Origin of the sequence: Dietzia sp. WMMA184 (assembly GCF_002441635.1) — a bacterium.
Classification (GTDB): Bacteria; Actinomycetota; Actinomycetes; order Mycobacteriales; family Mycobacteriaceae; genus Dietzia; species Dietzia kunjamensis.
In genome coordinates, this window is the sequence record NZ_NXEI01000001.1 from 559,135 (window position 1) to 582,794 (window position 23,660).

Annotated in this window: 21 protein-coding genes; 15 read left to right on the top strand and 6 right to left on the bottom strand. The window is 69.8% G+C overall.

The genetic code is table 11. The features are described from left to right. The first annotated feature begins 113 nt into the window (after positions 1-113). From CK206_RS02580 to CK206_RS02615, 8 genes are all read left to right on the top strand, one after another. Complete coding sequence (locus tag CK206_RS02580; protein WP_069390496.1) at positions 114-851, top strand: metalloregulator ArsR/SmtB family transcription factor; 738 nt, start codon at positions 114-116, stop codon at positions 849-851. Next, positions 848-2,299 (top strand): Fe-S cluster assembly protein SufB, encoded by a 1,452-nt coding sequence (gene sufB / locus CK206_RS02585; RefSeq protein ID WP_069390495.1) that lies wholly within the window; start codon positions 848-850, stop codon positions 2,297-2,299. The genes CK206_RS02580 and sufB overlap by 4 nt, the downstream gene beginning before the upstream one ends. 5 nt (positions 2,300-2,304) lie before the next feature. After that, positions 2,305-3,513, top strand: a complete 1,209-nt coding sequence (sufD, locus tag CK206_RS02590; protein WP_096905452.1) for a Fe-S cluster assembly protein SufD — start codon at positions 2,305-2,307, stop codon at positions 3,511-3,513. 55 nt (positions 3,514-3,568) lie between these two features. After that, positions 3,569-4,339, top strand: coding sequence for a Fe-S cluster assembly ATPase SufC (gene sufC / locus CK206_RS02595; RefSeq protein WP_067716304.1), 771 nt, complete (start codon positions 3,569-3,571; stop codon positions 4,337-4,339). 18 nt (positions 4,340-4,357) lie between these two features. After that, positions 4,358-5,617, top strand: coding sequence for a cysteine desulfurase (locus CK206_RS02600; RefSeq protein ID WP_096905453.1), 1,260 nt, complete (start codon positions 4,358-4,360; stop codon positions 5,615-5,617). Then, the gene (gene sufU, locus CK206_RS02605) at positions 5,614-6,066 is read left to right on the top strand and encodes a Fe-S cluster assembly sulfur transfer protein SufU (RefSeq protein ID WP_096905454.1); all 453 of its coding nucleotides are present in this window, start codon (positions 5,614-5,616) and stop codon (positions 6,064-6,066) included. The genes CK206_RS02600 and sufU overlap by 4 nt, the downstream gene beginning before the upstream one ends. Positions 6,067-6,119: 53 nt before the next feature. After that, positions 6,120-6,542 carry a metal-sulfur cluster assembly factor gene (locus CK206_RS02610; RefSeq protein ID WP_371607062.1) on the top strand — a complete coding sequence of 141 codons (423 nt, stop codon included), beginning with the start codon at positions 6,120-6,122 and terminating at the stop codon, positions 6,540-6,542. A 134-nt stretch (positions 6,543-6,676) separates the two neighbouring features. Beyond that, complete coding sequence (locus tag CK206_RS02615; RefSeq protein WP_254050458.1) at positions 6,677-7,450, top strand: hypothetical protein; 774 nt, start codon at positions 6,677-6,679, stop codon at positions 7,448-7,450. Here CK206_RS02615 and CK206_RS02620 read toward each other — a convergent pair. Then, complete coding sequence (locus CK206_RS02620; protein WP_096907237.1) at positions 7,412-8,671, bottom strand: lycopene cyclase family protein; 1,260 nt, start codon at positions 8,669-8,671, stop codon at positions 7,412-7,414. The two genes, CK206_RS02615 and CK206_RS02620, sit on opposite strands and share 39 nt — an antisense overlap. Positions 8,672-8,707: 36 nt before the next feature. On the opposite strand from CK206_RS02620, the gene CK206_RS02625 reads away from it, so the two are divergent. The 5 genes from CK206_RS02625 (at position 8,708) to CK206_RS02645 (ending at position 13,361) form a co-directional block, all read left to right on the top strand. Then, complete coding sequence (locus CK206_RS02625; RefSeq protein ID WP_096905456.1) at positions 8,708-9,502, top strand: thioesterase family protein; 795 nt, start codon at positions 8,708-8,710, stop codon at positions 9,500-9,502. Positions 9,503-9,934: 432 nt separating this feature from the next. Beyond that, positions 9,935-11,566, top strand: a complete 1,632-nt coding sequence (locus tag CK206_RS02630) for an ABC-F family ATP-binding cassette domain-containing protein (protein WP_096905457.1) — start codon at positions 9,935-9,937, stop codon at positions 11,564-11,566. Positions 11,567-11,718: 152 nt separating this feature from the next. Further along, the gene (locus tag CK206_RS02635) at positions 11,719-12,159 is read left to right on the top strand and encodes a universal stress protein (protein ID WP_096905458.1); all 441 of its coding nucleotides are present in this window, start codon (positions 11,719-11,721) and stop codon (positions 12,157-12,159) included. A gap of 113 nt (positions 12,160-12,272) precedes the next feature. Continuing rightward, positions 12,273-12,620, top strand: coding sequence for a hypothetical protein (locus tag CK206_RS02640; RefSeq protein ID WP_096905459.1), 348 nt, complete (start codon positions 12,273-12,275; stop codon positions 12,618-12,620). A gap of 111 nt (positions 12,621-12,731) precedes the next feature. Then, on the top strand, positions 12,732-13,361 hold the full coding sequence (locus CK206_RS02645; protein WP_069390488.1) for an HNH endonuclease: 630 nt from the start codon (positions 12,732-12,734) through the stop codon (positions 13,359-13,361). Between the two features lie 15 nt (positions 13,362-13,376). On the opposite strand, the gene CK206_RS02650 is transcribed toward CK206_RS02645, so the two are convergent. The 5 genes from CK206_RS02650 to CK206_RS02670 form a co-directional block, all read right to left on the bottom strand. After that, positions 13,377-14,942 (bottom strand): pyridoxal-dependent decarboxylase, encoded by a 1,566-nt coding sequence (locus CK206_RS02650; protein WP_096905460.1) that lies wholly within the window; start codon positions 14,940-14,942, stop codon positions 13,377-13,379. Continuing rightward, entirely contained in the window at positions 14,939-16,345 is a 1,407-nt protein-coding gene (locus tag CK206_RS02655) for an MFS transporter (protein WP_254050459.1), read from the bottom strand. The genes CK206_RS02650 and CK206_RS02655 overlap by 4 nt, the downstream gene beginning before the upstream one ends. A gap of 140 nt (positions 16,346-16,485) precedes the next feature. After that, positions 16,486-17,328, bottom strand: coding sequence for an aldo/keto reductase (locus tag CK206_RS02660; protein ID WP_096905461.1), 843 nt, complete (start codon positions 17,326-17,328; stop codon positions 16,486-16,488). A 166-nt stretch (positions 17,329-17,494) separates the two neighbouring features. Continuing rightward, positions 17,495-18,064 (bottom strand): TetR/AcrR family transcriptional regulator, encoded by a 570-nt coding sequence (locus tag CK206_RS02665; protein WP_069390485.1) that lies wholly within the window; start codon positions 18,062-18,064, stop codon positions 17,495-17,497. Positions 18,065-18,156: 92 nt separating this feature from the next. Next, complete coding sequence (locus CK206_RS02670) at positions 18,157-20,970, bottom strand: aconitate hydratase (RefSeq protein WP_096905462.1); 2,814 nt, start codon at positions 20,968-20,970, stop codon at positions 18,157-18,159. A gap of 245 nt (positions 20,971-21,215) precedes the next feature. On the opposite strand from CK206_RS02670, the gene CK206_RS02675 reads away from it, so the two are divergent. Continuing rightward, positions 21,216-21,755 (top strand): DUF6676 family protein, encoded by a 540-nt coding sequence (locus tag CK206_RS02675; RefSeq protein ID WP_069390484.1) that lies wholly within the window; start codon positions 21,216-21,218, stop codon positions 21,753-21,755. A gap of 284 nt (positions 21,756-22,039) precedes the next feature. Next, positions 22,040-23,587 carry an NlpC/P60 family protein gene (locus CK206_RS20225; protein WP_254050460.1) on the top strand — a complete coding sequence of 516 codons (1,548 nt, stop codon included), beginning with the start codon at positions 22,040-22,042 and terminating at the stop codon, positions 23,585-23,587. The last annotated feature ends 73 nt before the right edge of the window (positions 23,588-23,660 follow it).

Here is a 23,660-nt window from a genome sequence, read left to right on the forward strand (position 1 = left end):
ATCAGACAGCGCGCCCGGGGGTGGGGGGAATATTTCCGAAACAGAAGTGTTGCGTAATATCAGGAGGTGCGTCCCGACCGGGCGCACCGAGCATAACCGGAAGGGAGTGGCGAATGAGCGTGCAGCACGTGTTCGACAGCAGCACGCGGCCCGACACCCGCTCGTCGATCCGGGAACTCCTGTTGGAGCGCGGAGCACTCACCGCCGGTGAGATCGGGCACGAACTGGGGCTCACCGCCGCCGGTGTCCGCAGACACCTGGACCATCTGGTCGAGGCCGGCGAGGTGGAGTCCGTCCGTTCGCGGCCGGCGGGGACCCGAGGCCGACCGGCCAGGGCGTTCCGGATGACGGTCTCCGGCCGGAGCACCGCCCGGCACGGTTACGACCACCTGGCGGTCGAGGCACTGACCGCGCTGCGTCGCATCGGTGGCACGGACGCGGTCACCGACTTCGCCCGCGAGCGGGTGCGCTCGGTGATCGGTCACGTCCGTCCGGCCGAGGGGCCCCACGATGTCGAGCGTGCCGCCACCGACATCGCGACGGCGTTGTCCGGCGCCGGGTACGCGTCCTCCGTGGAGGAGGCCGGCACGGGCCTGCAGATCTGCCAGCACCACTGCCCGGTGTGGAACGTCGCCTCCCGTTTCCCCGAACTGTGCGCCGCCGAGCAGGAGGTGGTGTCCGAGATTGTGGGCACCCACGTCCAGCGGCTCGCGACCATCGCGGGCGGCAACTGCGCCTGCACCACGAACATCCCGACCGGGACCGTGACCGTGAACGACCTCGCGGCCACGATCCCCGCACCGGCCGACGCGTCCGCGTCGGCACCGACCGCCGAAAGGACAGTGCGATGACCATCACCCCCGATCAGGTGACGGCCGACGTCACGGAGCCGACCACCGATGAGGAACGAATCGCCTCCATCGGCCAGTACAACTACGGCTGGCACGACTCGGACGATGCCGGTGCCGCCGCGCAGCGAGGGCTGTCCGAGGCGGTGGTGCGTGACATCTCCGCCAAGAAGAACGAGTCCGAGTGGATGCTCGACAAGCGCCTCAAGGCGCTGAAGATCTTCGACAAGAAGCCGATGCCCACGTGGGGTTCGGACCTGTCCGGGATCGACTTCGACAACATCAAGTACTTCGTCCGCTCGACCGAGCAGCAGGCCACCAGCTGGGAGGACCTGCCCGAGGACATCAAGAACACCTACGACAAGCTCGGCATCCCCGAGGCCGAGAAGCAGCGGCTCGTCGCCGGTGTCGCCGCACAGTACGAGTCCGAGGTGGTCTACCACCAGATCCGTGAGGACCTGGAGAGCCAGGGCGTCATCTTCATGGACACCGACACGGCGCTCAAGGAGCACCCCGAGTACTTCGAGGAGTACTTCGGCTCGGTCATCCCGTCCGGGGACAACAAGTTCTCCGCGCTCAACACGGCGGTGTGGTCCGGCGGCTCGTTCATCTACGTCCCGCCGGGTGTCCACGTGGACATCCCGCTGCAGGCCTACTTCCGCATCAACACGGAGAACATGGGCCAGTTCGAGCGGACGCTGATCATCGTCGACGAGGACGCCTACGTCCACTACGTCGAGGGCTGCACCGCGCCGATCTACAAGTCCGACTCGCTGCACTCCGCGGTCGTCGAGATCGTCGTGAAGAAGGGCGGCCGCTGCCGCTACACGACCATCCAGAACTGGTCGAACAACGTCTACAACCTCGTGACCAAGCGTGCCCGCGCCGAAGAGGGCGCCACCATGGAATGGATCGACGGCAACATCGGTTCCAAGGTGACGATGAAGTACCCGGCGGTCTGGCTCACCGGTGAGCACGCCAAGGGCGAGGTGCTCTCCGTGGCATTCGCCGGCGAGGGGCAGCACCAGGACACCGGCTCCAAGATGCTGCACCTGGCCCCCAACACCTCGTCGAACATCGTCTCCAAGTCGGTGGCCCGTGGCGGTGGCCGGTCGGCGTACCGCGGTCTGATCCAGATCAACCCCGGCGCGAAGGGCTCGAAGTCCAACGTGGAGTGCGACGCGCTGTTGGTCGACAACATCAGCCGGTCCGACACCTACCCGTACATCGACATCCGCGAGGACGACGTCACCCTGGGTCACGAGGCCACCGTGTCGAAGGTCAGCGAGGACCAGCTGTTCTACCTCATGAGCCGCGGGCTGGCCGAGGACGAGGCGATGGCCATGATCGTGCGTGGATTCGTGGAGCCGATCGCCAAGGAGCTCCCCATGGAGTACGCGCTCGAGCTCAACCGCCTGATCGAACTGCAGATGGAAGGATCGGTGGGCTGACCACCATGACCGACACCACTACCCCAGACACCGGGTCCGCCCCGGCACCTCTGACGGACCGTTACGGCGTGCCCGTCGACGCCACCAAGGGAGACCAGTTCTCGTCGTTCGACGTGAACGCCTTCGAGGTCCCGAGCCACAAGGACGAGATCTGGCGGTTCACCCCGCTGCGTCGCCTGCGCGGGCTGCACGACGGGAGCAACGTCACCGCGACCGGTCGACTCCTCGCCTCCGTCGCCGAGCGCGACGGCCTGACGGTCGAGACGGTCGGTCTCGACGACGAGCGGGTCGGTGAGGCCGGGGCGCCCCGGGACCGCGTCGCGGCCCAGGCGTTCAGTTCGGCCACCGAGGCCACCATCATCACGGTGGCCAAGGAGACCGTGGTCGACGAGCCGGTGTACGTCACCGTCGACGGTCCGGGCGAGGGCGAGGTGGCGTTCGGCCACACCCAGGTGCGCCTGGAGCCGTTCGCGAACGCGACGTTCGTCGTGGACCAGCGCGGCGGCGGCACCATCGCGGAGAACACCGAGTTCGTGGTGGGCGACTCCGCCCACCTCGAGGTCGTGCTCATCCAGGACTGGGACGACGACGCCCTGCACCTGGCCGGCCACCACCTCCTCGTCGGCCGGGACGCGACCATCACCTACACCGTGGTCACCTTCGGTGGCGAGGTCGTCCGGATCGCGCCCTCCACGCGGTTCGCCGCCCAGGGCGGCACCGTCACCCTGAACGGCCTGTACTACGCCGACGACGGTCAGCACATCGAGCACCGGCTCCTCGTGGACCACTCGGAGCCCAACTGCACCTCGCGCATCCTCTACAAGGGCGCGTTGCAGGGCGACGCGGCGTCGAACCTGCCGGACGCCCACACGGTCTGGATCGGCGACGTGCTCATCCGCGCCGCCGCGGTGGGGACCGACACCTACGAGATGAACCGCAACCTCGTCCTGACCGACGGCGCCCGCGCCGACTCGGTGCCGAACCTCGAGATCGAGACCGGGGAGATCGCCGGTGCGGGCCACGCCAGCGCCGTGGGACGGTTCGACGAGGAGCAGTTGTTCTACCTCATGTCCCGGGGCATTCCCGAGGACGTCGCACGGCGACTCGTGATCCGCGGGTTCTTCGGCGAGGTGATCAACCGCATCGGCGTGCCGGAGGTGCGCGAGCGGATCACCGAGGCCGTCGAGTTGGAGCTGGAGTCCTCCGGCATCTGACGAGCCCCGCCAGTACATCCCCCACGACTTCTCACACAGATTGCGAGCACTACCCATGACCACTCTCGAGATCAAGGGCCTCACGGCCCGCGTCGCCGCGACCGAGGACTCTCCCGAGACCGTCGAGATCCTCAAGGGGGTCGACCTGACCATCGAGTCGGGCCAGACCCACGCCATCATGGGGCCGAACGGCTCCGGCAAGTCCACCCTCGCCTACGTCATCGCCGGCCACCCCAAGTACGAGGTCACCGGCGGCACCGTGACGCTCGACGGCGAGGACGTCCTGTCGATGGAGGTCGACGAGCGGGCCCGCGCCGGCCTGTTCCTGGCCATGCAGTACCCGACCGAGATCCCCGGGGTCTCCACCGCGAACTTCCTGCGCTCCGCGGCCACCGCCGTCCGCGGTGAGGCCCCCAAGCTCCGCCACTGGGTGAAGGAGGTCAAGGAGGCCATGTCCGACCTCGACTTCGACCCGGCGTTCTCCGAGCGCAGCGTCAACGAGGGATTCTCCGGCGGCGAGAAGAAGCGCCACGAGATCCTGCAGCTGGACCTGCTCAAGCCGAAGATCGCCGTGCTCGACGAGACCGACTCCGGCCTCGACGTGGACGCGCTTCGCGTGGTCTCCGAGGGTGTCAACCGCTACAAGGCGGAGGAGAACGGCGGCATCCTGCTCATCACGCACTACACCCGCATCCTGAAGTACATCACCCCCGACAAGGTCCACGTGTTCGTCGACGGCCGCGTCGCCGCCTCCGGTGGCGCAGAACTGGCCGACGAGCTCGAGGCGAACGGGTACGAGAAGTACCTGACGCCGGCGAACGCCTGACCGGACAGCTGGGAGAACATGACCTCGACCCTCGATCTCACCGCCGTGCGCTCGGATTTCCCGATCCTGCAGCGCACGGTCCGTGACGGAAAGCCCCTGGTCTACCTCGACTCCGGGGCGACCTCGCAGCGCCCGATGCAGGTGTTGGACGCGGAGCGGGACTTCCTGCTGCACTCCAACGCGGCCGTCCACCGCGGTGCCCACCAACTCGCCGAGGAGGCGACGGACGCCTACGAGGGCGCCCGTGCCGACATCGCCCGGTTCGTGGGGGCCGACGTCGACGAGCTGGTCTTCACCAAGAACGCCACCGAGGCGCTCAACCTCGTGGCCTTCGCCCTGGGTGACAGCCGCTTCGGCGACCTCGCGGTGGGCCCGGGGGACGAGGTCGTCATCAGCGAACTCGAGCACCACGCCAACCTGGTGCCGTGGCAGGAGCTGTGCCGGCGCACCGGCGCCACCCTGCGCTGGTACGGGGTGACCGACGACGGTCGGATCGACCTCGACTCGCTCGAGCTCACCGACGCGGTCAAGGTCGTCGCGGTGACGCACCAGTCCAATGTCACCGGTGCCGTGACCGACGTCGCCCGAGTCGTGGAGGCCGCCAGGGCGGTCGGCGCGCTCGTGGTCCTCGACGCGTGCCAGTCCGTGCCCCACATGACGGTGGACTTCCACGCACTCGGCGTCGACTTCGCCGCGTTCTCCGGCCACAAGATGCTGGGCCCCACGGGCATCGGCGTCCTCTACGGACGCCGCCGGCTCCTCGCCGCGATGCCGCCCGTGCTCACCGGCGGCTCGATGATCTCGACGGTCACCATGGAGGAGTCGACGTTCGCGGACCCGCCGCAGCGGTTCGAGGCCGGGGTGCCCATGGTGTCGCAGGCCGTCGGGCTCGCGGCAGCGGTGCGCTACCTCGAGTCGGTCGGGATGGAGGCGATCGCTCGGCACGAGGAGTCGCTCACGGTCGCCGCCCTCGAGGCACTCGGGGAGATCCCCGGGATCAGGATCGTGGGCCCGACCGACATGGTCTCCCGCGGTGGCGCGGTGTCCTTCGTCGTCGACGGGATCCACGCCCACGATGTGAGCCAGGTGCTGGACGACGACGGCGTCGCCGTGCGCGTGGGCCATCACTGCGCGTGGCCGTTGCACCGGCGCCTCGGCGTGCAGTCCACCGTGCGGGCCTCGTTCGCCCTGTACAACACGCTCGACGAGGTCGCGGCGCTCGCCCGATCCCTGCGTCGGGCCCAGCAGTTCTTCGGAGTGGAAGGGGCTCTCGCGTGAAGCTCGAGCAGATGTACCAGGAGGTCATCCTCGACCATTACCGGAACCCCCACCACAGCGGGCTGCGGGAGCCCTTCGGCGCCGAGGTGCACCACGTCAATCCCACCTGTGGCGACGAGCTGACCCTGCGGTTGCGGTTGTCCGACGACCTCGCCACCGTGGAGGACGTGTCCTACGACGCGCAGGGATGCTCGATCAGCCAGGCCTCCACCTCGATGATGGCGGAGCTGCTGGTCGGTCGCCCCGTGAAGGATTCCCTCGAGGTGGTCGACGCCTTCCAGGCGATGATCTCCTCCCGTGGTCAGGAAGAGGGCGACGAGGAGGTCCTCGACGACGCCGTGGCGCTGGCCGGGGTCTCCCGGTATCCGGCGCGTGTGAAGTGCGCACTGCTGGGCTGGATGGCGTTCAAGGACGCCCTCGGCCGCCAGACCGAACACCATCAGGAGTGAGTGACATGACCGAGCAGACGACAGCTGCCAACGATCCATCGGTCGACGACCCGATGTCGGCCGCGGAGAACGACACCCCGGCCGGGACCGTCTACAACGGCGAGTTCCGTCCCGACCCCAACCGCCCGGAGCAGTCGGAGGACGACCTCGCCCTGGTCGCCGACCTCGAGGAGGCCATGCGCGACGTGGTGGACCCCGAGCTCGGCATCAACGTGGTCGACCTCGGGCTGGTCTACGACATCTGGGTCCGCCCCGGTGAGACCGAGGGCTCGACGATCGCGAGGGTCGACATGACGCTGACCTCCGCGGCCTGCCCCCTCACGGATGTGATCGAGGACCAGGCCCGCAGCGCCACCGTCGGCGCCGACCTCGTCAACGACCTCGAGCTGAACTGGGTCTGGATGCCGCCGTGGGGGCCGCAGATGATCACCGACGACGGCCGCGAGCAACTGCGCGCCATCGGCTTCACGGTGTAGCCACCCGCCGCGCGCACCACTGAGCGCCTGCTCCCGCCCGGGGGCAGGCGCTCTTCGTGTCCCGCGACCCCGGTCCGTCGTCGTCGGCACCGCCTGATTCACGGTTCCGTTCACCGCCCGTTTACGCTGGCTACATGTCCCGACCCGCTGACCGCCCGTCAGACCGTCCGGCCGACGAGCCCACCGGCGGGAACGGAACGCGTCTGACCAGGGCGACCGCATGGGCGATCCTGCCCCCGTCGATCCTGCTCGCGCCGCTGTCCGGGTTCCTGCTCCTCATGGTCCACCGCACCGGCAGCGATCAACCCTGGCACACCTGGAACCTCCTGTGGACGGCGTTCGACATCGGCGCCGAGGGCAACATCGCGGTGTGGTTCGCCTCCATTATCTGGCTCCTCGTGGGCGTCTTCGCCGCCCTCGCCGCCCTCACCGCGGACCGGTTCCGTAAGTCGTGGTGGCTCTTCGCCGCGGTCGGTGTCACCGCCTCGGTCGACGAGGCCTCCGCCCTGCACGAGCGCCTGTTCGTGGTGGGGGACAGGATGGCCCCGTACCTGCCGTTCGACACGTTCTACAACTGGGTGATCCCCGGTGCGATCATCGCGCTGATCGTCGGTGCGCTCCTCATCCGCTTGGTACTGGCGCTGCACCGTCGCGTCGCGTTCACGCTGGTCCTGGCGGCCGTGGTCTTCCTCGCCGGTGCCATCGTGATCGAGAGCCTGACCGGACTCGTCCATCGCGCCGACGCGGGGATGTCGACGCCCTACCTCGTCCTGATGTACGTCGAGGAGACCTTCGAGCTCGTGGCCGTGTCCGTCGCGGCCGTGGCCCTGGCGTCGATGTTCCGGCTCTCGCGTCGCCCGGGCGGCCTGTCACTCGCCTTCGACGGGCTCCGTCCGCGCGTCGACTGACCCGGTGACCGCGGGCCCCGTCGACGGGCGCGCCCACGCCTCAGCCGACGTCGACGGGCGGGCCGACGGACGCAGCACCGCCGCGACCATCCCGGCCTTGTCCCGTGCGGGCATCGTGGCCCACATGCCCCACATGGCCGCGCCCACCTGGTAGGAGGGGCTCGCGGCGTCGAGGAACCAGCGCTGGCGGCGACCGTCGAGCCGACCGAACGAGTTGAACAGGCCGCGCAGGGTGCGATCATCCGCCCCCAGGAGTGCCCGCAATCCCACCTTGTGCAGGGCGGTGCTCAGCGGGGACCGCGGTGCCGGCAACGGGTGCCCCGCCTCGATGGCGTGCACCGCCGCCGGCACACCCGCCAGCATCGCCGCCACCGAGTACCCCGTCGCCGCGTGCCCGTGTCCGCCCGCGGTACCGAACGACCCGACCAGCGGATCACCCTGCAGTCCGGGACGGGGCAGCAGCGGGATCCGGACCCGTTCGACGGACAACGGCGAGTCGATCGCCTCGGGGGGCACCCCCCGGCCCGCCACTCTCGCGCGCAGCCGGCTCGCCAGGACGGCGGGACCCGGGGCGGGCAGCCCCGCCAGACACGTCTCCTCCAACAGGACCCGGTCCGGCCCCACGGGGATCGCGTACAGGAAGCTGGGGCCGACGTCGTCGTCGTCCTCGGCGTTGTCGCGACCACCACCGTGGTCGGTCCGCCAGTCCATGAACAGGGCGTTCTCCCCACCCAGCGCCGGCGCCGCGTCCGCCGCGTCCACGACGATCCCGTAGGCCGTCTGCAGGGGACCCCGGTTGGACCGGCCGCCGGCGCCGCGGCAGTCGACCACCCGATGGGCGCGCGCGGTGAGGGCCCGGACCCCGGTGTCGTCGACCTCCGCGCGTTCGACGGTGACGCCGGGGCCGAGTGGCAGCGCGCGGCGCAGGGCCTCGTTGTCCAACACGGCGTACTCACGGTGCACCACGGCCCTGTCGGGCGCGTACAAGGCGGCATCCGGCACGGTGTGGGCGAGCACGTCCACCCCGCACGCCCCGGGCCGGAGCCACGGAGGGACCTGATCAGCCCACACCGAGAGGGTCTGTCGCCACGGCGCATCCGGGCGCGGGTCCAGCGCCAACACGGTGAGACCGGCTGCGGCACAGCGGGAGGCGAGCGCGCGGCCGGCGGGACCGAGCCCGACGACAGCGACGTCGTACAGACCGCCACCCGTAGCATTCATCAGGATCGACACTACCGCCCGCACGAGAGGGGACCCATGTCCGACGCGTTCTACCAGCAGGTCGACGAGGCCCACTTCGAGTCCACGGCACTCACCGCCGGCCCGTGGTCCGCCGAGGCCCAGCACGCCGGCCCGCCGAGCGCGCTGCTGGTGCGGGCCATGGAACGGGCCGGCTCCGGCTCCGACTCCGCCCCGGACATGAGACTGGCGAGGGTGTCCGTCGACGTCCTGGGCCCCGTGCCGGTGGCGCCCCTGGACATCGAGGTGCGCACGATCCGACCCGGGCGCAGCGTGGAGCTGCTCGAGGCGACCGCGTCCGTGGGCGGCCGGTCGACGTTGGTCGCGCGCGGCTGGCTGATGCGGCGCACTCCCGAGGACTATCCCGTGGTGGGCGATCATGCGGCGCCGCCAGTGCCCGAGAGGCGCGAGCGCGATCCCATGATGAGTTTCGCCCACGCCGGCGGGTACCTCTCGGTGGTCGACTTCTCCTACGCCTCCGGCGGCGGGGACGAACTGGGTCCGGCCCGGGCGTGGGGGCGGGCGCGCGTCGACCTGGTCGCCGGGGAGCGGATGACCGGGTGGCAGCACACCGTGGTGGTGGCCGACTCCGCGAGCGGTGTCTCCCTGGCCACCGACCCGGTCGACCACCCGACGATCAACTGCGACCTGGTGGTCTCCCTGCACCGCGAGCCCGCGCCCGGCTGGGTGCGCCTGGATTCGGAGACGATCGGCGGGCCCGGCCACGGGGTACTCACCGACACGCTGCTCTCTGACGACCACGGTCCGATCGGCCGCAGCGTGCAGAACCTGTACGGGCGCAGCGGGGGTTGAAGGCGGGCCGGGCGGGGTGGCCAGGCTTTTGCAGCCGCCCCTCACGATGGCGCCTTGCCTGCCCCGATGCGCAGGCGAGACGCCATCGTGAGGGGCGAGGAGGGCTGTCGTGGACATCTGCAGAAGCGAAACGCCAGGGCCAGGAGCGGCTGCACACAGCGGACGGGCCGCGGCCAGCAGGACGCGACGCCGCCAAGGCGCCGACCTCATCTGACGTACGCCAGTCAGGCCGCCCACAGGTCGCAGCGACCGACGCGCGGCAAGAGAATCCGCCGGAAGGCGAACTCGGCGCACGCTCTCTGGTCGCGGAGACCCACGTCACCGGACTCGTCGGCGCACTCGCGCCGCAGGTAGAGTGGCAGGTCGGCCCGGACTCGTCAGCGGGCGGGCCGCCGACTCTTCCCCGAACGCTACAGCGAGGTACCCGCGCACGTGATCACCATCGACGACCTTGAGGTGCGCGCCGGCGTGCGCACCCTGCTCCACATGGACGGGTCCTCGCTGCGGGTCCAGCCCGGCGACCGGATCGGCCTGGTGGGACGGAACGGCGCGGGTAAGACGACGACGATGAGGATCCTCGCCGGCGAGGGTGAGCCCTACGCCGGGAAGGTCGTCCGGACCGGGGACCTGGGATATCTGCCGCAGGATCCGCGTGAGGGCAACATGGACCAGCTCGCGCGCAGCCGGGTGCTCTCGGCGCGCGGACTGGACGTGATCATGGCCGACATGACCGCCGCCCAGGAGCAGATGGTCTCCGCGCCGGACGACAAGGCCATGGACAAGGCCGTGCGCCGGTACGGACGCCTCGAGGACGAGTTCTCCGCCCGCGGCGGGTACGAGGCCGAGAGCGAGGCCGCCCGCATCTGCAACAGCCTGGGGCTGGAGGACCGGATCCTCACCCAGAATCTGGGCACCCTGTCCGGCGGTCAGCGTCGACGCGTGGAGCTGGCGCGGATCCTGTTCGCCGCCTCCGACGGTGCCGGCAAGTCGCAGACCATGCTGCTGCTCGACGAGCCCACCAACCACCTCGACGCCGACTCCATCACCTGGCTGCGCCAGTTCCTCGAGAAGCACGAGGGCGGGCTGATCATCATCTCCCACGATGTCGAGCTGCTCGAGGCCGTGGTGAACAAGGTGTGGTTCCTCGACGCCGTGCGCGGGGAGATCGACGCCTACAACATGGGGTGGAAGAAGTATCTCGACGCCCGCGCCACGGACGAGGCCCGGCGCCGACGTGAGAAGGCGAATGCGGAGAAGAAGGCCTCGCAGCTCAAGATGCAGGCCGCCAAGCTGGGCGCCAAGGCCACCAAGGCGGCCGCCGCCAAGCAGATGATCCGGCGTGCTGACGCCATGATCGACAATCTCGACGAGGTCCGCGTGGCCGACAAGGCCGCGCGGATCAAGTTCCCCACTCCCGCGGCCTGTGGCAAGACGCCGCTGTTCGCCAAGGGCCTGACCAAGATGTACGGCTCGCTCGAGGTGTTCGCCGGCGTGGACCTGGCGATCGATAAGGGCAGCCGCGTGGTGGTGCTGGGCTACAACGGTGCCGGCAAGACGACGCTGCTCAAGCTGCTCGCCGGTGTGGAACGCACCGACGGCGAGGGCGGCGTCGTCTCCGGGCACGGGCTCAAGATCGGCTACTTCGCCCAGGAGCACGACACCCTGGACATGGACGCCAGCGTGTGGGAGAACATCCGCCACGCCGCGCCGGACGCGGGGGAGCAGGAACTGCGCAGTCTGCTGGGGGCGTTCATGTTCACCGGCCCCCAACTCGAGCAGCCGACAGGCACGCTGTCCGGCGGTGAGCGCACGCGTCTGGCGCTGGCCGGGCTGGTGTCCTCGGCGGCCAACGTGCTGCTGCTCGACGAGCCGACCAACAACCTGGACCCGATCTCGCGCGAGCAGGTCCTCGACGCTCTACGGACGTATGAGGGTGCGGTCGTGCTGGTCACGCACGACCCCGGCGCCGTGGAGGCGTTGGAGCCTGAGCGGGTCATCATCCTGCCGGACGGCACGGAGGACCTGTGGAGCCAGGAGTACATGGAGATCGTCGAACTCGCGTAACCGAGCGCAGCGAGGGCACGCGGACGTTCGCGTAAGTGGCCGTCGAACTCGCGTAACCTCACGGGACTTCTCCGGCAGGTCTACGGTGGAAGGTGTCGTCGGTGCACGACAGTCCGGGGCACCGTCGGCATCTCGCCGGAGGAGGACAGCTCATGGACAACAGGCCAGTAGTCGTCGGAGTCGACGGCGGACCGGATTCGCTACGGGCCCTGAAGTGGGCAGCCGAGTACGCGGCAGCGCTCGACGCGCCACTGATCGCCCTGACCGCGTATCAATTGCCAGCGGTCTACGGCCCGTATGCGATGGCCGGCTGGGAAGACTCCTCCGAGTTGGAGAGCAGTGCGCGCGAGATGCTCGCGGACGCGGTGCGCAACGCCCTGGGGGATGACGCCTCGTACAAGCCGGCCGTCCTGCAGGGCCACGCTGCCGAAGCGTTGATCGCTGCCTCTGAGGACGCCCGGCTCGTGGTGGTCGGTAGCCGCGGGCGAGGCGGGTTCACCGGGATGCTGCTCGGCTCGGTCGGTCAGCACGTCGTGGCGCACGCGCACTGCCCCGTGGTCGTCCTGCCGCATTCGAGCCACGAGACCAGGTAGCGGCGCCGCCCGTCGGGGTGCGTCACACGCAGCATCCAGGCCGACCGAGTCGAGCGTCACACAGGAGACCCTTACCTGCGGCGATTCCGCGTTGACCTGAGACAATACGCCTTATGGACACTGTCATCCAGATCATCCTCATCCTGCACTTCATCGGTCTCGCCGGGATCATCGGTGGCTGGCTCGCCACCATCAAGGCGCCTTACATGGCGAAGGGCATCCTGCACGGCGCGATCCTCCAGGTGGTGACCGGACTGCTGCTCGTGGGCCTGCGCGAGATGCAGGACGCTGACCTCAACCACATGAAGATCGGTATCAAGCTGCTGGTCGCCGTCGTGATCCTCGTCGTCGCGATCATCGGCGTACGCAAGGAGGCCAAGGCCCAGGGCAGCACCGCGACCCTGACCCACGCCGCCGGTGTCCTGGGCATCGTCAACGTCGCGGTCGCGGTCCTCGTCTGAGGCATCGCCCCGTATGCGGACCGCGCCCCCCGATCTCGAGTCGGGGGGCGCTTGTCGTATGGGCCGCTCACACTGGGATTAAGACCGCAACCCGGAGTGGAGGGCGAGTAGATGGATGACGCGACCCGCGATGTCCCTGGTGCACGAGTGGCCGCGCCGGAGCTCGAGGACAAGGCGGATGTGCTGGCGGATGTCGCCGATGCGATCGAGACCGTTGGGCTTGACGAAGGCAGTCGGATACTCGGCCTCCGCTACCCGTTCGTGCCCGTGGAGAAGACGTCCCGGAGTTACACGGAACGGAGGTCATTGCGTCTCTTCTACCGCGACGGGTTCGTCGACCGCTACAGCGGGACGCGTCTGGTCAACCCCGGGGCGCTACGGCTGCTCTCCGTACTGCTTCCGGAGGACTTCCCCGCGGATCCGAACTGGGCGATGTCGCGATCGCACTTCGCGTTCTGGGAGCTGTTCCCGACCATCGACCACCTGCAGCCGGTGTCCCGTGGGGGAGAGGACACCGAGGCGAACTGGGTGACGACATCTATGCTGCGCAACTCCGCCAAAGCGCACTGGACGCTCACCGAACTGGGATGGGGACTCCATCCCCCGGGCGATCACGCCCAGTGGGACGGGTTGACCGACTGGTTCGTGCGGTACCTCCGGGCGAATCCCGCTCCTATCGCGGTGCCGTACATCGGTCGGTGGTTCCGGGCGTCTGCCGAGATTCAGGCGGAGTTCGCCTGAATCACTCCATCACCGTCACTCCATCACCGCCGCGAGGTAGGCGCGGACCAGGCGGCCGCCCACGCCGGCGGGCAGCCGCTCGATCGCCGCGAGGAGCGGCGCCATCCCCGCATCGCCGCCACCCTCGGCCCCGGCCTCGTCGTCGGCGAGGACGCCACCCACGAGCGCATGGACCTCGTCCTCCGACAGGGCGAGCAGGTCGGCGGGGGAGAGGGCCCCTGTCTCGAGCGCGTCGAGCACGTCGGCGAACCCCGTTGGAGGAACTGGATCAGGCTGCCCGCGGACCTCGTCTGCGGCCTCAAACGCCACGCGGAGGATCTCCTCGACGAGCCGTTCGGTCACCGGGGTGATGGTGAGGTGGGACGACGACGACAAGGTCCCTCGCTTCTGGCGGTAGGCGGGCTGCGCCTGGACGGCGATGCCCCTCCGGGCGCAGGCATCCGCCCAGAGGTGCGGGTGAACGCGCCGGCCGTCTCCGGCGGACTCGTCGGCGACGACCGCCAGCAGTGGGCCGGGATCGCGGTCGAGGACTCGTAGCCCCTCGATGCCGGACAACCCGTCGACCAACCGATCGGTCGCCCGGGCGGTCCGGGCGACCAGTTCACGCTGCCCGCCGTCGCCGAGCGCCTCGAGCACCGTCCACGCCGCCGCGGCGGGTTCGAGGGGCTTGGATCCGGCGAGCGTCGGGTTGACCACCGGGTAGCCGGGCCAGTCGACAGTGGCGAACCATGCCGCCCGGTGGCGTTCGCGGCCCCGGCTGAGCAGCACCGACGTGCCCTTGGGTGCGAAACCGTACTTGTGTACGTCCGCCGAGATGCTGGTGACCCGCGCGACACGGAGGTCCCAGAGCGGCATCGGGTTCGGCTCGGTGGCGTCCGGACCGGTAGCGTCCGGACCGGCGGGGTCCGGACCGGGCCAGAACGGCAGCACCAGGCCGCCGAGGCAGGCGTCGACGTGCAGCCCGATGCGCGGATCGTGCTCGGCCTCGAGACCGGCGGCCACCTCGGCCACGGGGTCGATCACGCCGTTCCGGTAGGCGGGCGCCGAACACACCACCAGCACCGTGTCCCCATCGACCGCCGCGAGGAGCTCGGCGGCGGTCACCCGCCCCGTCCCGGGATCGACCTCGACGCCGACGAACCTCAGGCCCAGCAGGTGCGCGGCCTTGCGGAACGCCGCGTGCACCGTCACCGGCGCGACGATCGTTCCACCGTCGCCCGGCTGTCGACCGGAGACCTCGCGGGCGGCGAGGCAGGCGAGCATGCAGCTCTCGGTGCCGCCCGAGGTGACGTTGCCAAAGACATCGTCGCCGCCCCCGAGGATCTCGCGCACACGGTCGACTATGCCGCCGTGGATCCGGGCGACCGAGGAGTACACCGTGGGGTCGAGGCCGTTGACGCCATGGGCGAGACGAGCCGCGCGGGTCGCCAGTTCGTCGAGTTCGGCGAGCCCGGAATCGTAGACGTACGACAAGACCCGGCCCCCGGTGGTCGGCGGGTCCTGCGCCCGCATCGCGGCGAGGCGGGCCAGCGCGTGTTCCCCGCGATCGGTGATCTCCAGGGCGAGGGGATCGGGGGTCATGTTCGCTCCGTCCATCGGGGATAGGACCGGCCGAGAGTCCGGATCAGCAGCAGGCTAGCGCCCGCGAGTATCGCGGGGACCAGGGAGAACGCGAGGACGATGGCCCACTGCGCCGTCCCGGGCTGATCGGACACCCCGCCGGAGCGGAAACCACCGAATGCCAACAGGGCGAGCACGACGACCGGGCCCAGGGCCATCGCGCCGGTCTCCGACGCCGTCCACAGGCCGCTCATCGCCCCACTTCGTCGTCGTCCCCCCAACGAGCGATCCAGGTCGGTGCAGTCGGGCAGCATCGACATCGGTAGAGCCTGCATGCCCGCGTACGCGACACCAGCCAGCGCCACCGGGAGATGCACCCACGCGCCGGGGGAGAAGCCAGCCGGGATGAGCAGCAGGGTCGCCACCGTGAACAGCGCCGTGGCCGCGGCCAGCGCCGGCACCTTCCCGCGGGCGTGCGCGAGACGGGTCCACAGCGGCATCACGAGTAGCGCAGGGCCCACCAGTGCGAGGAAGAGCCCGGTCAGAGCGGTCTCGTCACCCAGCACGTAGGTCGCCACGTACTGGCCGCCCGCGAGCATCACGGCCGTCGCGACAGCCTGCAGACAGAACACCGCGACGAGCAGCCGGAACGGCCGCGTGACCCGCAGCGCGTCGAGTCCGTCGCGATACTCGTGCGCGAGCCCACCGGCCGGCGCGTCGGCCCGCATGATCGTGCGGCGGCCCGCCACGAACGTCGACCACAGCATGCCCATGAGCATCAGCGCGGCGACCCCGACGGCCATCACCACGTATCCGGTGGGCCCGCCGCCGGCGGCGTCGCGCAGCGCCGGGCCCCCGCCCCCGGTGAGCAGGATCGCCGCGGCAAGAACGGCCACCCGCCACGCCAGCAGCGTCACGCGGGCGGCGGCGTCATCGGTGAGCTCGGCCGGCAGTGCCAGATACGGCACCTGGAAGCACGAATACGCGATCGAGGCCAGGAGGAAGAAGCCCATCACCCACACCCCGGCCGCGCCCGTGCTCCAGCCGGGCGGCGCCGAGAAGGTCGCCACGAACAGCAGCGGCAGGGCCAGCGCGCCGAACAGCATCAGGCCCGTGCGATAGCCGCTGCGGTGGGACGCCCTGTCCGAGATCGCGCCGATGAGCGGGTAGGCCAGGACGTCGATGACCTTGGGCACCAGCACGAGCACCGTCGCGACGGCGGCCGCCACCCCGATCGAGTCGGTGAGGTAGTACGCCAGCACCAAACCGGGCAGGGTGCCGAACGCACCCGTGCCCAGGCTGCCCGCCGCGTACGAGGCGAGGACCGGGGCCGTGGTGGACCGGTCGGTCGCTGTCCGGCCCGGCGCGCCGCGGGGAGCCCCGCCCGCGCCGGGCTCCCCGCCCGTGGCCGCGGTGGTGGTCATGGACCGACTCTAGGGCGCTTGCGGCCCGTCGCGCCGTCGAAAAGAGCGTTCCGCACACCTACCTCTCGGCAAACGTGTGCGGAACTGTCTTCGCGACGGGGTCGGGAGCCGGGGTCTGGCGGTGGGGTCAGGCGGTGGGGTCAGCCGCGCCAGTCGAAGCTGTCCGGGTCCGGGCCCGAACGGGTGCCGTTGTGCAGCGCGGTGATGGAAGCCATCTGCTCGTCCGACAGCTCGAAGTCGAACACCTCGAGGTTCTCGCGCATGCGGGCCGGGCTCGAGGACTTGGGGAAGACGATGTCGCCCCGCTGCAGCACCCACCGGAGCACGACCTGGGACACCGTGCGCCCGACCTGCTCGGCGAGCGCCTGCAACTGGGGGTCACCGAAGACCGCGCCCTGGGCCAGCGGACTCCACGCCTCCACGGCGATGCCCCGCTCGACGCACGCCGTGCGCAGGTCGTCGTTGACGAAGTACGGGTTGGACTCGATCTGGTCGACCGTCGGGGTGCTCAGGCCGGCCTCCGCCAGTCGCGCGAGGTTCGCCGCGGTGAAGTTGGAGACGCCGATCGAGTCGACGGCCAGGTCGGAGCGGATCTCCTCCATCGTCTCCCACACGGTGGCGACGTCGTTGTGCATCGCCAGTGGCCAGTGCACGAGGTAGAGGTCGATGCGCCCGCCCAGGGCCTCGAGCGAGCGCTCGGTGGCCTCACGGGCGGCGGTGCGTTCGTGGAAGGTGTTGTTGAGTTTGGTGGTGATCCAGAACTCGTCGCGCGGGATGCCGGACGCCGCGATGGCCCGGCCCACGCCCTCCTCGTTGCCGTACATCTGAGCGGTGTCGAGGTGGCGGTAACCGGCTTCGATCGCGTCGGTGACGACCTTCTCGGTGTCGGCGGGCGGGACCTGGAAGGTGCCGAATCCGACCTGGGGGATCGAGCGGCCGTCGTTCAGGGTGAGCTGGGGGATCTGCGTGTCAGGTGTGGACATGCGACCAACGTACGCGCCGTTCCCGTGGCCCCGCCGAGAAGAGGATCTCGTGCACGCTCACTCGACCGATACGCGCGTTTTCCTCTTCTCGGCGGGAACCTGCGGAGGCGGCGGGAACCTGCGGAGGCGGCGGAGGCGGCAGGCCCGGCGGGAGACCGGCTCCGGGTCACCCCTGCCCGGTCCGCAGGGACGCCTCGACGAGGTCGAGCATCTCGCTGACGTGCTCGGTGCCGCGACCCGTCGCCAGGTGAGTGATGAGGCCATCGAGCACGATGTCGAGGTACACACGCAGCACATCCGCGGGGATGTCGGTGCGCATCCTTCCGGACGCCTTCTGTTCGCGGAGGCGGGCCACGACCGCCGCGTCGACCTCCGCCTGTCGGTCCGTCCACCGTTCCCGGAAGTCCGGGTCGGTGCGGATCCGCCGGGCGATCTCCAGACGCGTCCCGAGCCAGGAGAACTCCTGGGGGTCGGCGAGGATCTCCCGCATCACCTGGACCAGACCCTGCGCGGCCACGGTGGCGGCCATCGCCGCCGCGTCGTCGTGCGCGAGTGCGAGGAAGAGCGCGTCCTTGTCGTCGAAGTGGTGGAAGATGGCACCCCGGCTCAGTCCGGTGGCCTCTTCCAGACGACGCACCGTGGCGCCCTCGAACCCGTACTCGGCGAAGCACTCACGTGCGCCTGACAGGATCTGGTGTCGCCGGGCGTCCATGTGGTCCTGACTGACCCTGGGCATCTCGCAACCTTCCTTCGGAAACACCGCGGCGGTGCGCAGTCACCTTGCCTGAGCAGGGGAAACCGCGCACCGCCGTTGATGTGGGAGGCCGATCAGCCCTTGATCATGTTCCGCAGGACGTACTGCAGGATGCCGCCGTTGCGGTAGTAGTCCGCCTCACCGGGGGTGTCGATGCGCACCTTGGCGTCGAACTCGACGACCTGGCCGTCCTCCTTGGTGGCGGTGACCTTGACCGTCTTGGGCGTGGTGCCGTTGTTCAGCTCCTCGATGCCGGAGATGTCGAAGGTCTCCGTGCCGTCGAGCCCGAGGGTCTCGTGGGACTCGCCCTCGGGGAACTGCAGCGGGATTACGCCCATGCCGATGAGGTTGGAGCGGTGGATGCGCTCGAACGACTCGGTGATCACGGCGCGGACGCCGAGCAGGCGCGTGCCCTTGGCGGCCCAGTCACGCGAGGAGCCGGTCCCGTACTCCTTGCCGCCGAGTACGACGAGCGGGGTGTTCTGCTCGGCGTAGTTCTGTGCGGCGTCGTAGATGAACGCCTGCGGCGCACCCTCCTGGGTGAAGTCCCGGGTGTAACCGCCCGTCACGCCGTCCAGCAGCTGGTTCTGCAGCCGGATGTTGGCGAACGTGCCACGGATCATGACCTCGTGGTTGCCGCGGCGGGAGCCGAAGGAGTTGTAGTCCTTGCGCTCCACGCCGTTGGCGTCGAGGTACTGCGCCGCCGGGGTACCCGGCTTGATGGTCGACGCCGGCGAGATGTGGTCGGTGGTGACCGAGTCGCCGAGCTTGGCCAGGACGCGGGCGCCCTTGATGTCGGTGACCGGCTCCGGCTCCATCTCCATGCCCTCGAAGTACGGGGCCTTGCGAACGTAGGTCGACTTCTGGTCCCACTCGAAGGTCTTGCCGTCCGGGGTGCTGAGACCGCGCCAGCGCTCGTCTCCGGCGAACACGTCGGCGTACTTGGACTTGTATTCGTTGGACGAGATGGAGGCCTTGATGGTCTCCTCGATCTCCTCGGAGGTGGGCCAGATGTCCTTGAGGAAGACGTCGTTGCCCTCCTTGTCCTTGCCCAGCGAGTCATTCTCGAAGTCGAAGTCCATCGAGCCTGCGATCGCGTAGGCGATGACCAGCGGCGGGGACGCCAGGTAGTTCATCTTGACGTCCTGGTTGATCCGGCCCTCGAAGTTGCGGTTACCGGACAGGACGGCGGTCGCGGTGAGGTCGTTCTCCTGGATCGCGGCGGAGATCTCCTCCGGCAGCGGACCGGAGTTGCCGATGCAGGTGGTGCAGCCGTAGCCGACGAGGTGGAAGCCGAGGGCCTCCAGGTCGGGCCAGAGACCGGCACGCTCGTAGTACTCGGTGACGACCTGCGAGCCCGGGGCCATGGAGGTCTTGACCCACGGCTTGGCCGTGAGGCCCTTCTCGTGCGCCTTGCGGGCGACGAGCCCGGCGCCGATCATCACCGACGGGTTGGAGGTGTTGGTGCACGAGGTGATCGACGCGATGGACACGATGCCGTGGTCCAGCACCATCTCCGTGTCGCCGACCTTGACCTCGACCGGCTTCGACGGGCGGCCCTCGGAACGCGTGGACGCGTCGGCGCGGACCGCACCTTCCTCGGCATGGGCGAGGGTCACCTTGCCGGCGTTGTCCGACGGGGCACCGCCCTCGGACTGCATCCGGCCCTTCTCGGTGTCACCGAGCGGCTTGGCCTCGCCGTCCACGTAGTTGTGGATGTCCTTGCGGAACGCGCTCTTGGAGTCGGACAGCTCGATGCGGTCCTGCGGGCGCTTGGGGCCGGCGATCGACGGGACGACGTCGCCGAGGTCCAGCTCGAGGTACTCGGAGAACTCGGGCTCGGCCGCCTCCGGGTCGAGCCACATGCCCTGCTCCTTGGCGTAGGCCTCGACCAGCGCGAGCTGCGCCTCGTCGCGACCGGTCAGGCGCAGGTAGTCGATGGTCTCGCCGTCGATCGGGAACATGGCGCAGGTGGAGCCGAACTCCGGGCTCATGTTGCCGATGGTGGCGCGGTTGGCCAGCGGCACGGCGGCGACGCCGGCGCCGTAGAACTCGACGAACTTGCCGACGACGCCGTGCTTGCGCAGCATCTCGGTGATCGTGAGGACCACGTCGGTGGCGGTCACGCCCGGCTTGATCGACCCGGTGAGCTTGAAGCCCACGACGCGGGGGATGAGCATGGAGATCGGCTGGCCGAGCATGGCGGCCTCGGCCTCGATGCCGCCGACACCCCAGCCGAGGACGCCGAGGCCGTTCTCCATGGTGGTGTGGGAGTCGGTGCCCACGCAGGTGTCGGGGTAGGCGACGCCGTCGCGGACCATCACCGTGCGGGCCAGGTACTCGATGTTGACCTGGTGGACGATGCCGGTGCCCGGGGGGACGACCTTGAAGTCGTCGAACGCGCCCTGGCCCCAGCGGAGGAACTGGTAGCGCTCCTCGTTGCGCTGGTACTCGATCTCGACGTTCTTGTCGAACGAGCTGTGGTCACCGAACGACTCGATGATGACGGAGTGGTCGATGACCATCTCGGCGGGGGCGAGGGGGTTGACCTTGTCCGGGTCGCCGCCGAGCTTCTCGACGGCCTCGCGCATCGTGGCGAGGTCGACGATGCAGGGCACGCCGGTGAAGTCCTGCATGATCACGCGGGCGGGCGTGAACTGGATCTCGGTGTCCGGGTCGGCGTTGGGATCCCAGTTCGCCAGGGCGTCGATGTGCGCCTTGGTGACGTTCTTGCCGTCCTCGGTGCGCAGGAGGTTCTCGGTGAGGACCTTGAGGGAGTAAGGGAGCTTCTCCGCTCCCGGGACCGCCGACAGGCGGTAGATGTCGTAGGCCTCGTCGCCGACCTCAAGGGTCCCCTTGGCGCCGAAACTATCAATGCTTGCTGTCACGTCAGCTCCACTCGTGGTGCGAATGTCGGTTCGTCATCCCTCCCGGTGTCACCGCGTCTGTCTCGGGCGGCGGCGCCGGGGCGGACACAGCATCCATTGTGGACCCTGTGATCCGTCTTCGGCCGCCAATTTACCAGTACGCCCGTCCTGTATAGCCCCCGGCACGCCCGAACGTGGGCACGCGACTGCGGTTATCGCCGACGAGCGGCGCGTGGGTTCGTGGGCGACGACGGAGAGATGGCACCATGTCGCACGTGGACACTCCCTCCGATCCCGTGACGGTGCTCGCGTATGCGGCCGAGCCGATCATGTCGTTACGGGAGGACGAGGTCCCGCCCTGGTTGGACTACCAGGCCGTGGTCGCCGACCTCGCCGACGACGGGGTCTCCGCACCTGCACGGTTCGTCGAGGGCCTCCGGACCGTGGTGGACGAGGCCGGTGATCGCGGCCTGGACCTGAAAGTGGTCTACACCGAGGCGCCGGCGACCGTCTACACGGACGCCCGTGACCTCGCGGCGCTCCTGGGCGAGGAGTACGACGGCACGATCCTCGTGCGCACCCCGGTGTTCATCGGTAGCTCCAGCGACTCGATCCCGCGCCACCGACTCGAGGCCGGACAGGACGACGCCTGGGAGGAGTTCGACCCGGTGGCCTCCGCCGCGGTCTTCGCCCACAAGGTCACCGCCCCCGCTCCGCCATGGGGCGCCCTGACCGCGGCCGCGATCGTGGTCACCGTGCTCGCGCTCGTCGCCTTCGCGATCGTCCTGCGACGTCGCTCACGCTGAGAAGACGCCGAAACGTCGCTTTTCCGACAGCGGTGTCCAGTTCGCGACACGCCGTCAGTCCTGCTGTTATGCAAGTTACAGCAGTGTATTTTGCCGACCGATGTTTCACATGTGTTCCCTGTGACCTACGGTGCTAAAGGAACACTAGGTTCTACCGAGTCGTGTTGAGGCTCCAGTGGCGCAGGGGAAGGCATCACCGGCCGCCGACACCGCCTCGGTCTCGCGTCCCGCCGTGCGGGTCGCGCGGTCAGCCGCACCCCGGTGCGGTCAGCGGAAGGTGAAACGTGGAGCCTGACCATTCGTCGAACCGTGCCCGAGGGGCGCGCACACGCAGGTATCCCGGAAGGGCACCCGGGCGGGCGGCACTGGCCGCGGTGCTGGTCCTGGGAACAGCCGCCGGTGCGGTGCAGGCGCCGGTGGCCGGAGCCCAGCAGGTCACCGCGGTCGCGCCCGGCGACATCTCCGGCCTTATCCGTGCCGTCGCCGATGCCAGCGCCCGACTGGACCAGACCCGCGAGGAGATCGCGGTCAGCCGGGAGGGCGTCAATAAGAGCCTGGTCGACCTCCAGATGGCCCGGATCGAACTCGACCGGGCCGTCGCCGAGGCAGACCGCACCTCCGCCGAACGCGAGCAGGCGGAGTTCGGCGTCGAGTCCGCGCGCGGCACCCTCGACGACTATTCACGGCTGTTGCACCGGCAGGGAACCGCACCGGGCGCGGCGTCGGCGATCCTCGATCCCGGCGGGCCGGCGGATGCCGGGTTGCGCCAGGAGTATCTCCAGCGAGCCGCGGCCGACCAGCGCACCGTGGTGGGGGAGATGGTGGCGGCCGCCGATGAGGCCGCCCGGCGCGAGTCCGAGGCAGTGGCCGCCCGCGACTCCGCCGAGCAGCGTTACTCGGACGCCGCCGAGCGTCGGGCCTCCGCCGAGGCGGAGGTCTCCAGGGTCGCGGGCGACGTCACCGCTCTGGAGGACCGGGTCGTCGCGCTGACCCGTGAACTGGACGAGCACCGCGCCGCCCTCGCGGAGTCGGGTGCCACCCCGGCGGGGCCACGGGTCGACGCCGCGGACGCGGTCGACGCAGAAGCGATGCGCGCGGAGGCCCTCAGTGTCCTCGCGGGCCAGCCGGAGGCCGGGGAGCAGGCGGCCGACATCGCCTCCGCGCTCCCGTCGCATCTCGACCTGGGTGCGGTCCGGCAGTTCGCCGGGGGCTCCTCGGACGAGGCGACCCGCGCCATCGGGGGGACCATCGACGCCGGCAGCGTGGGCGCGGCGGTCGACGCCGGCATCAACGGTGACACCGAGGCGATCGTGCAGCAGGTCGCCGACGCGATCAGTCGGGCCGACTTCGGCTCGATCGCCCAGGGGCCGGCGGCGCCCGGGCCGGGCGCCGGCCAGGGCGGGAATGCCGGGACCCCCTCGAACAGTGCTCGCGTGGAGACCGTCGTCAACCGCGCCCTCTCCCAGCTCGGGATGCCGTACGCGTGGGGAGGCGGCGATGCCAACGGGCCCACCCGTGGCATCCGCGACGGCGGGGTCGCCGACTGGCACGGTGACTACAACAAGATCGGCTTCGACTGTTCGGGGTTGATGATCTACGCGTTCGCCGGGATCGGCAAGGCGCTCCCGCACTACACCGGCTACCAGTACACCGCCGGGCCGCAGTTCCCGGTGGCCACGCGACAGCGGGGCGACATGCTGTTCTGGCCCGGCCACGTGGCCCTGTACCTCGGCGACGGCCGCATGGTCGAGGCACCCCAGTCCGGTGACGTCGTGAAGATCTCGCCGGTGCGGATGGCCGGGATCTCGCCGATGGTGGTCCGGTTGGTCTGACCGCGGCACCGGTACTGTCGTCCCCAACCCGTTCGGACGGCCCCGGCAGGGCGCCCGGAACACCCGACCACGC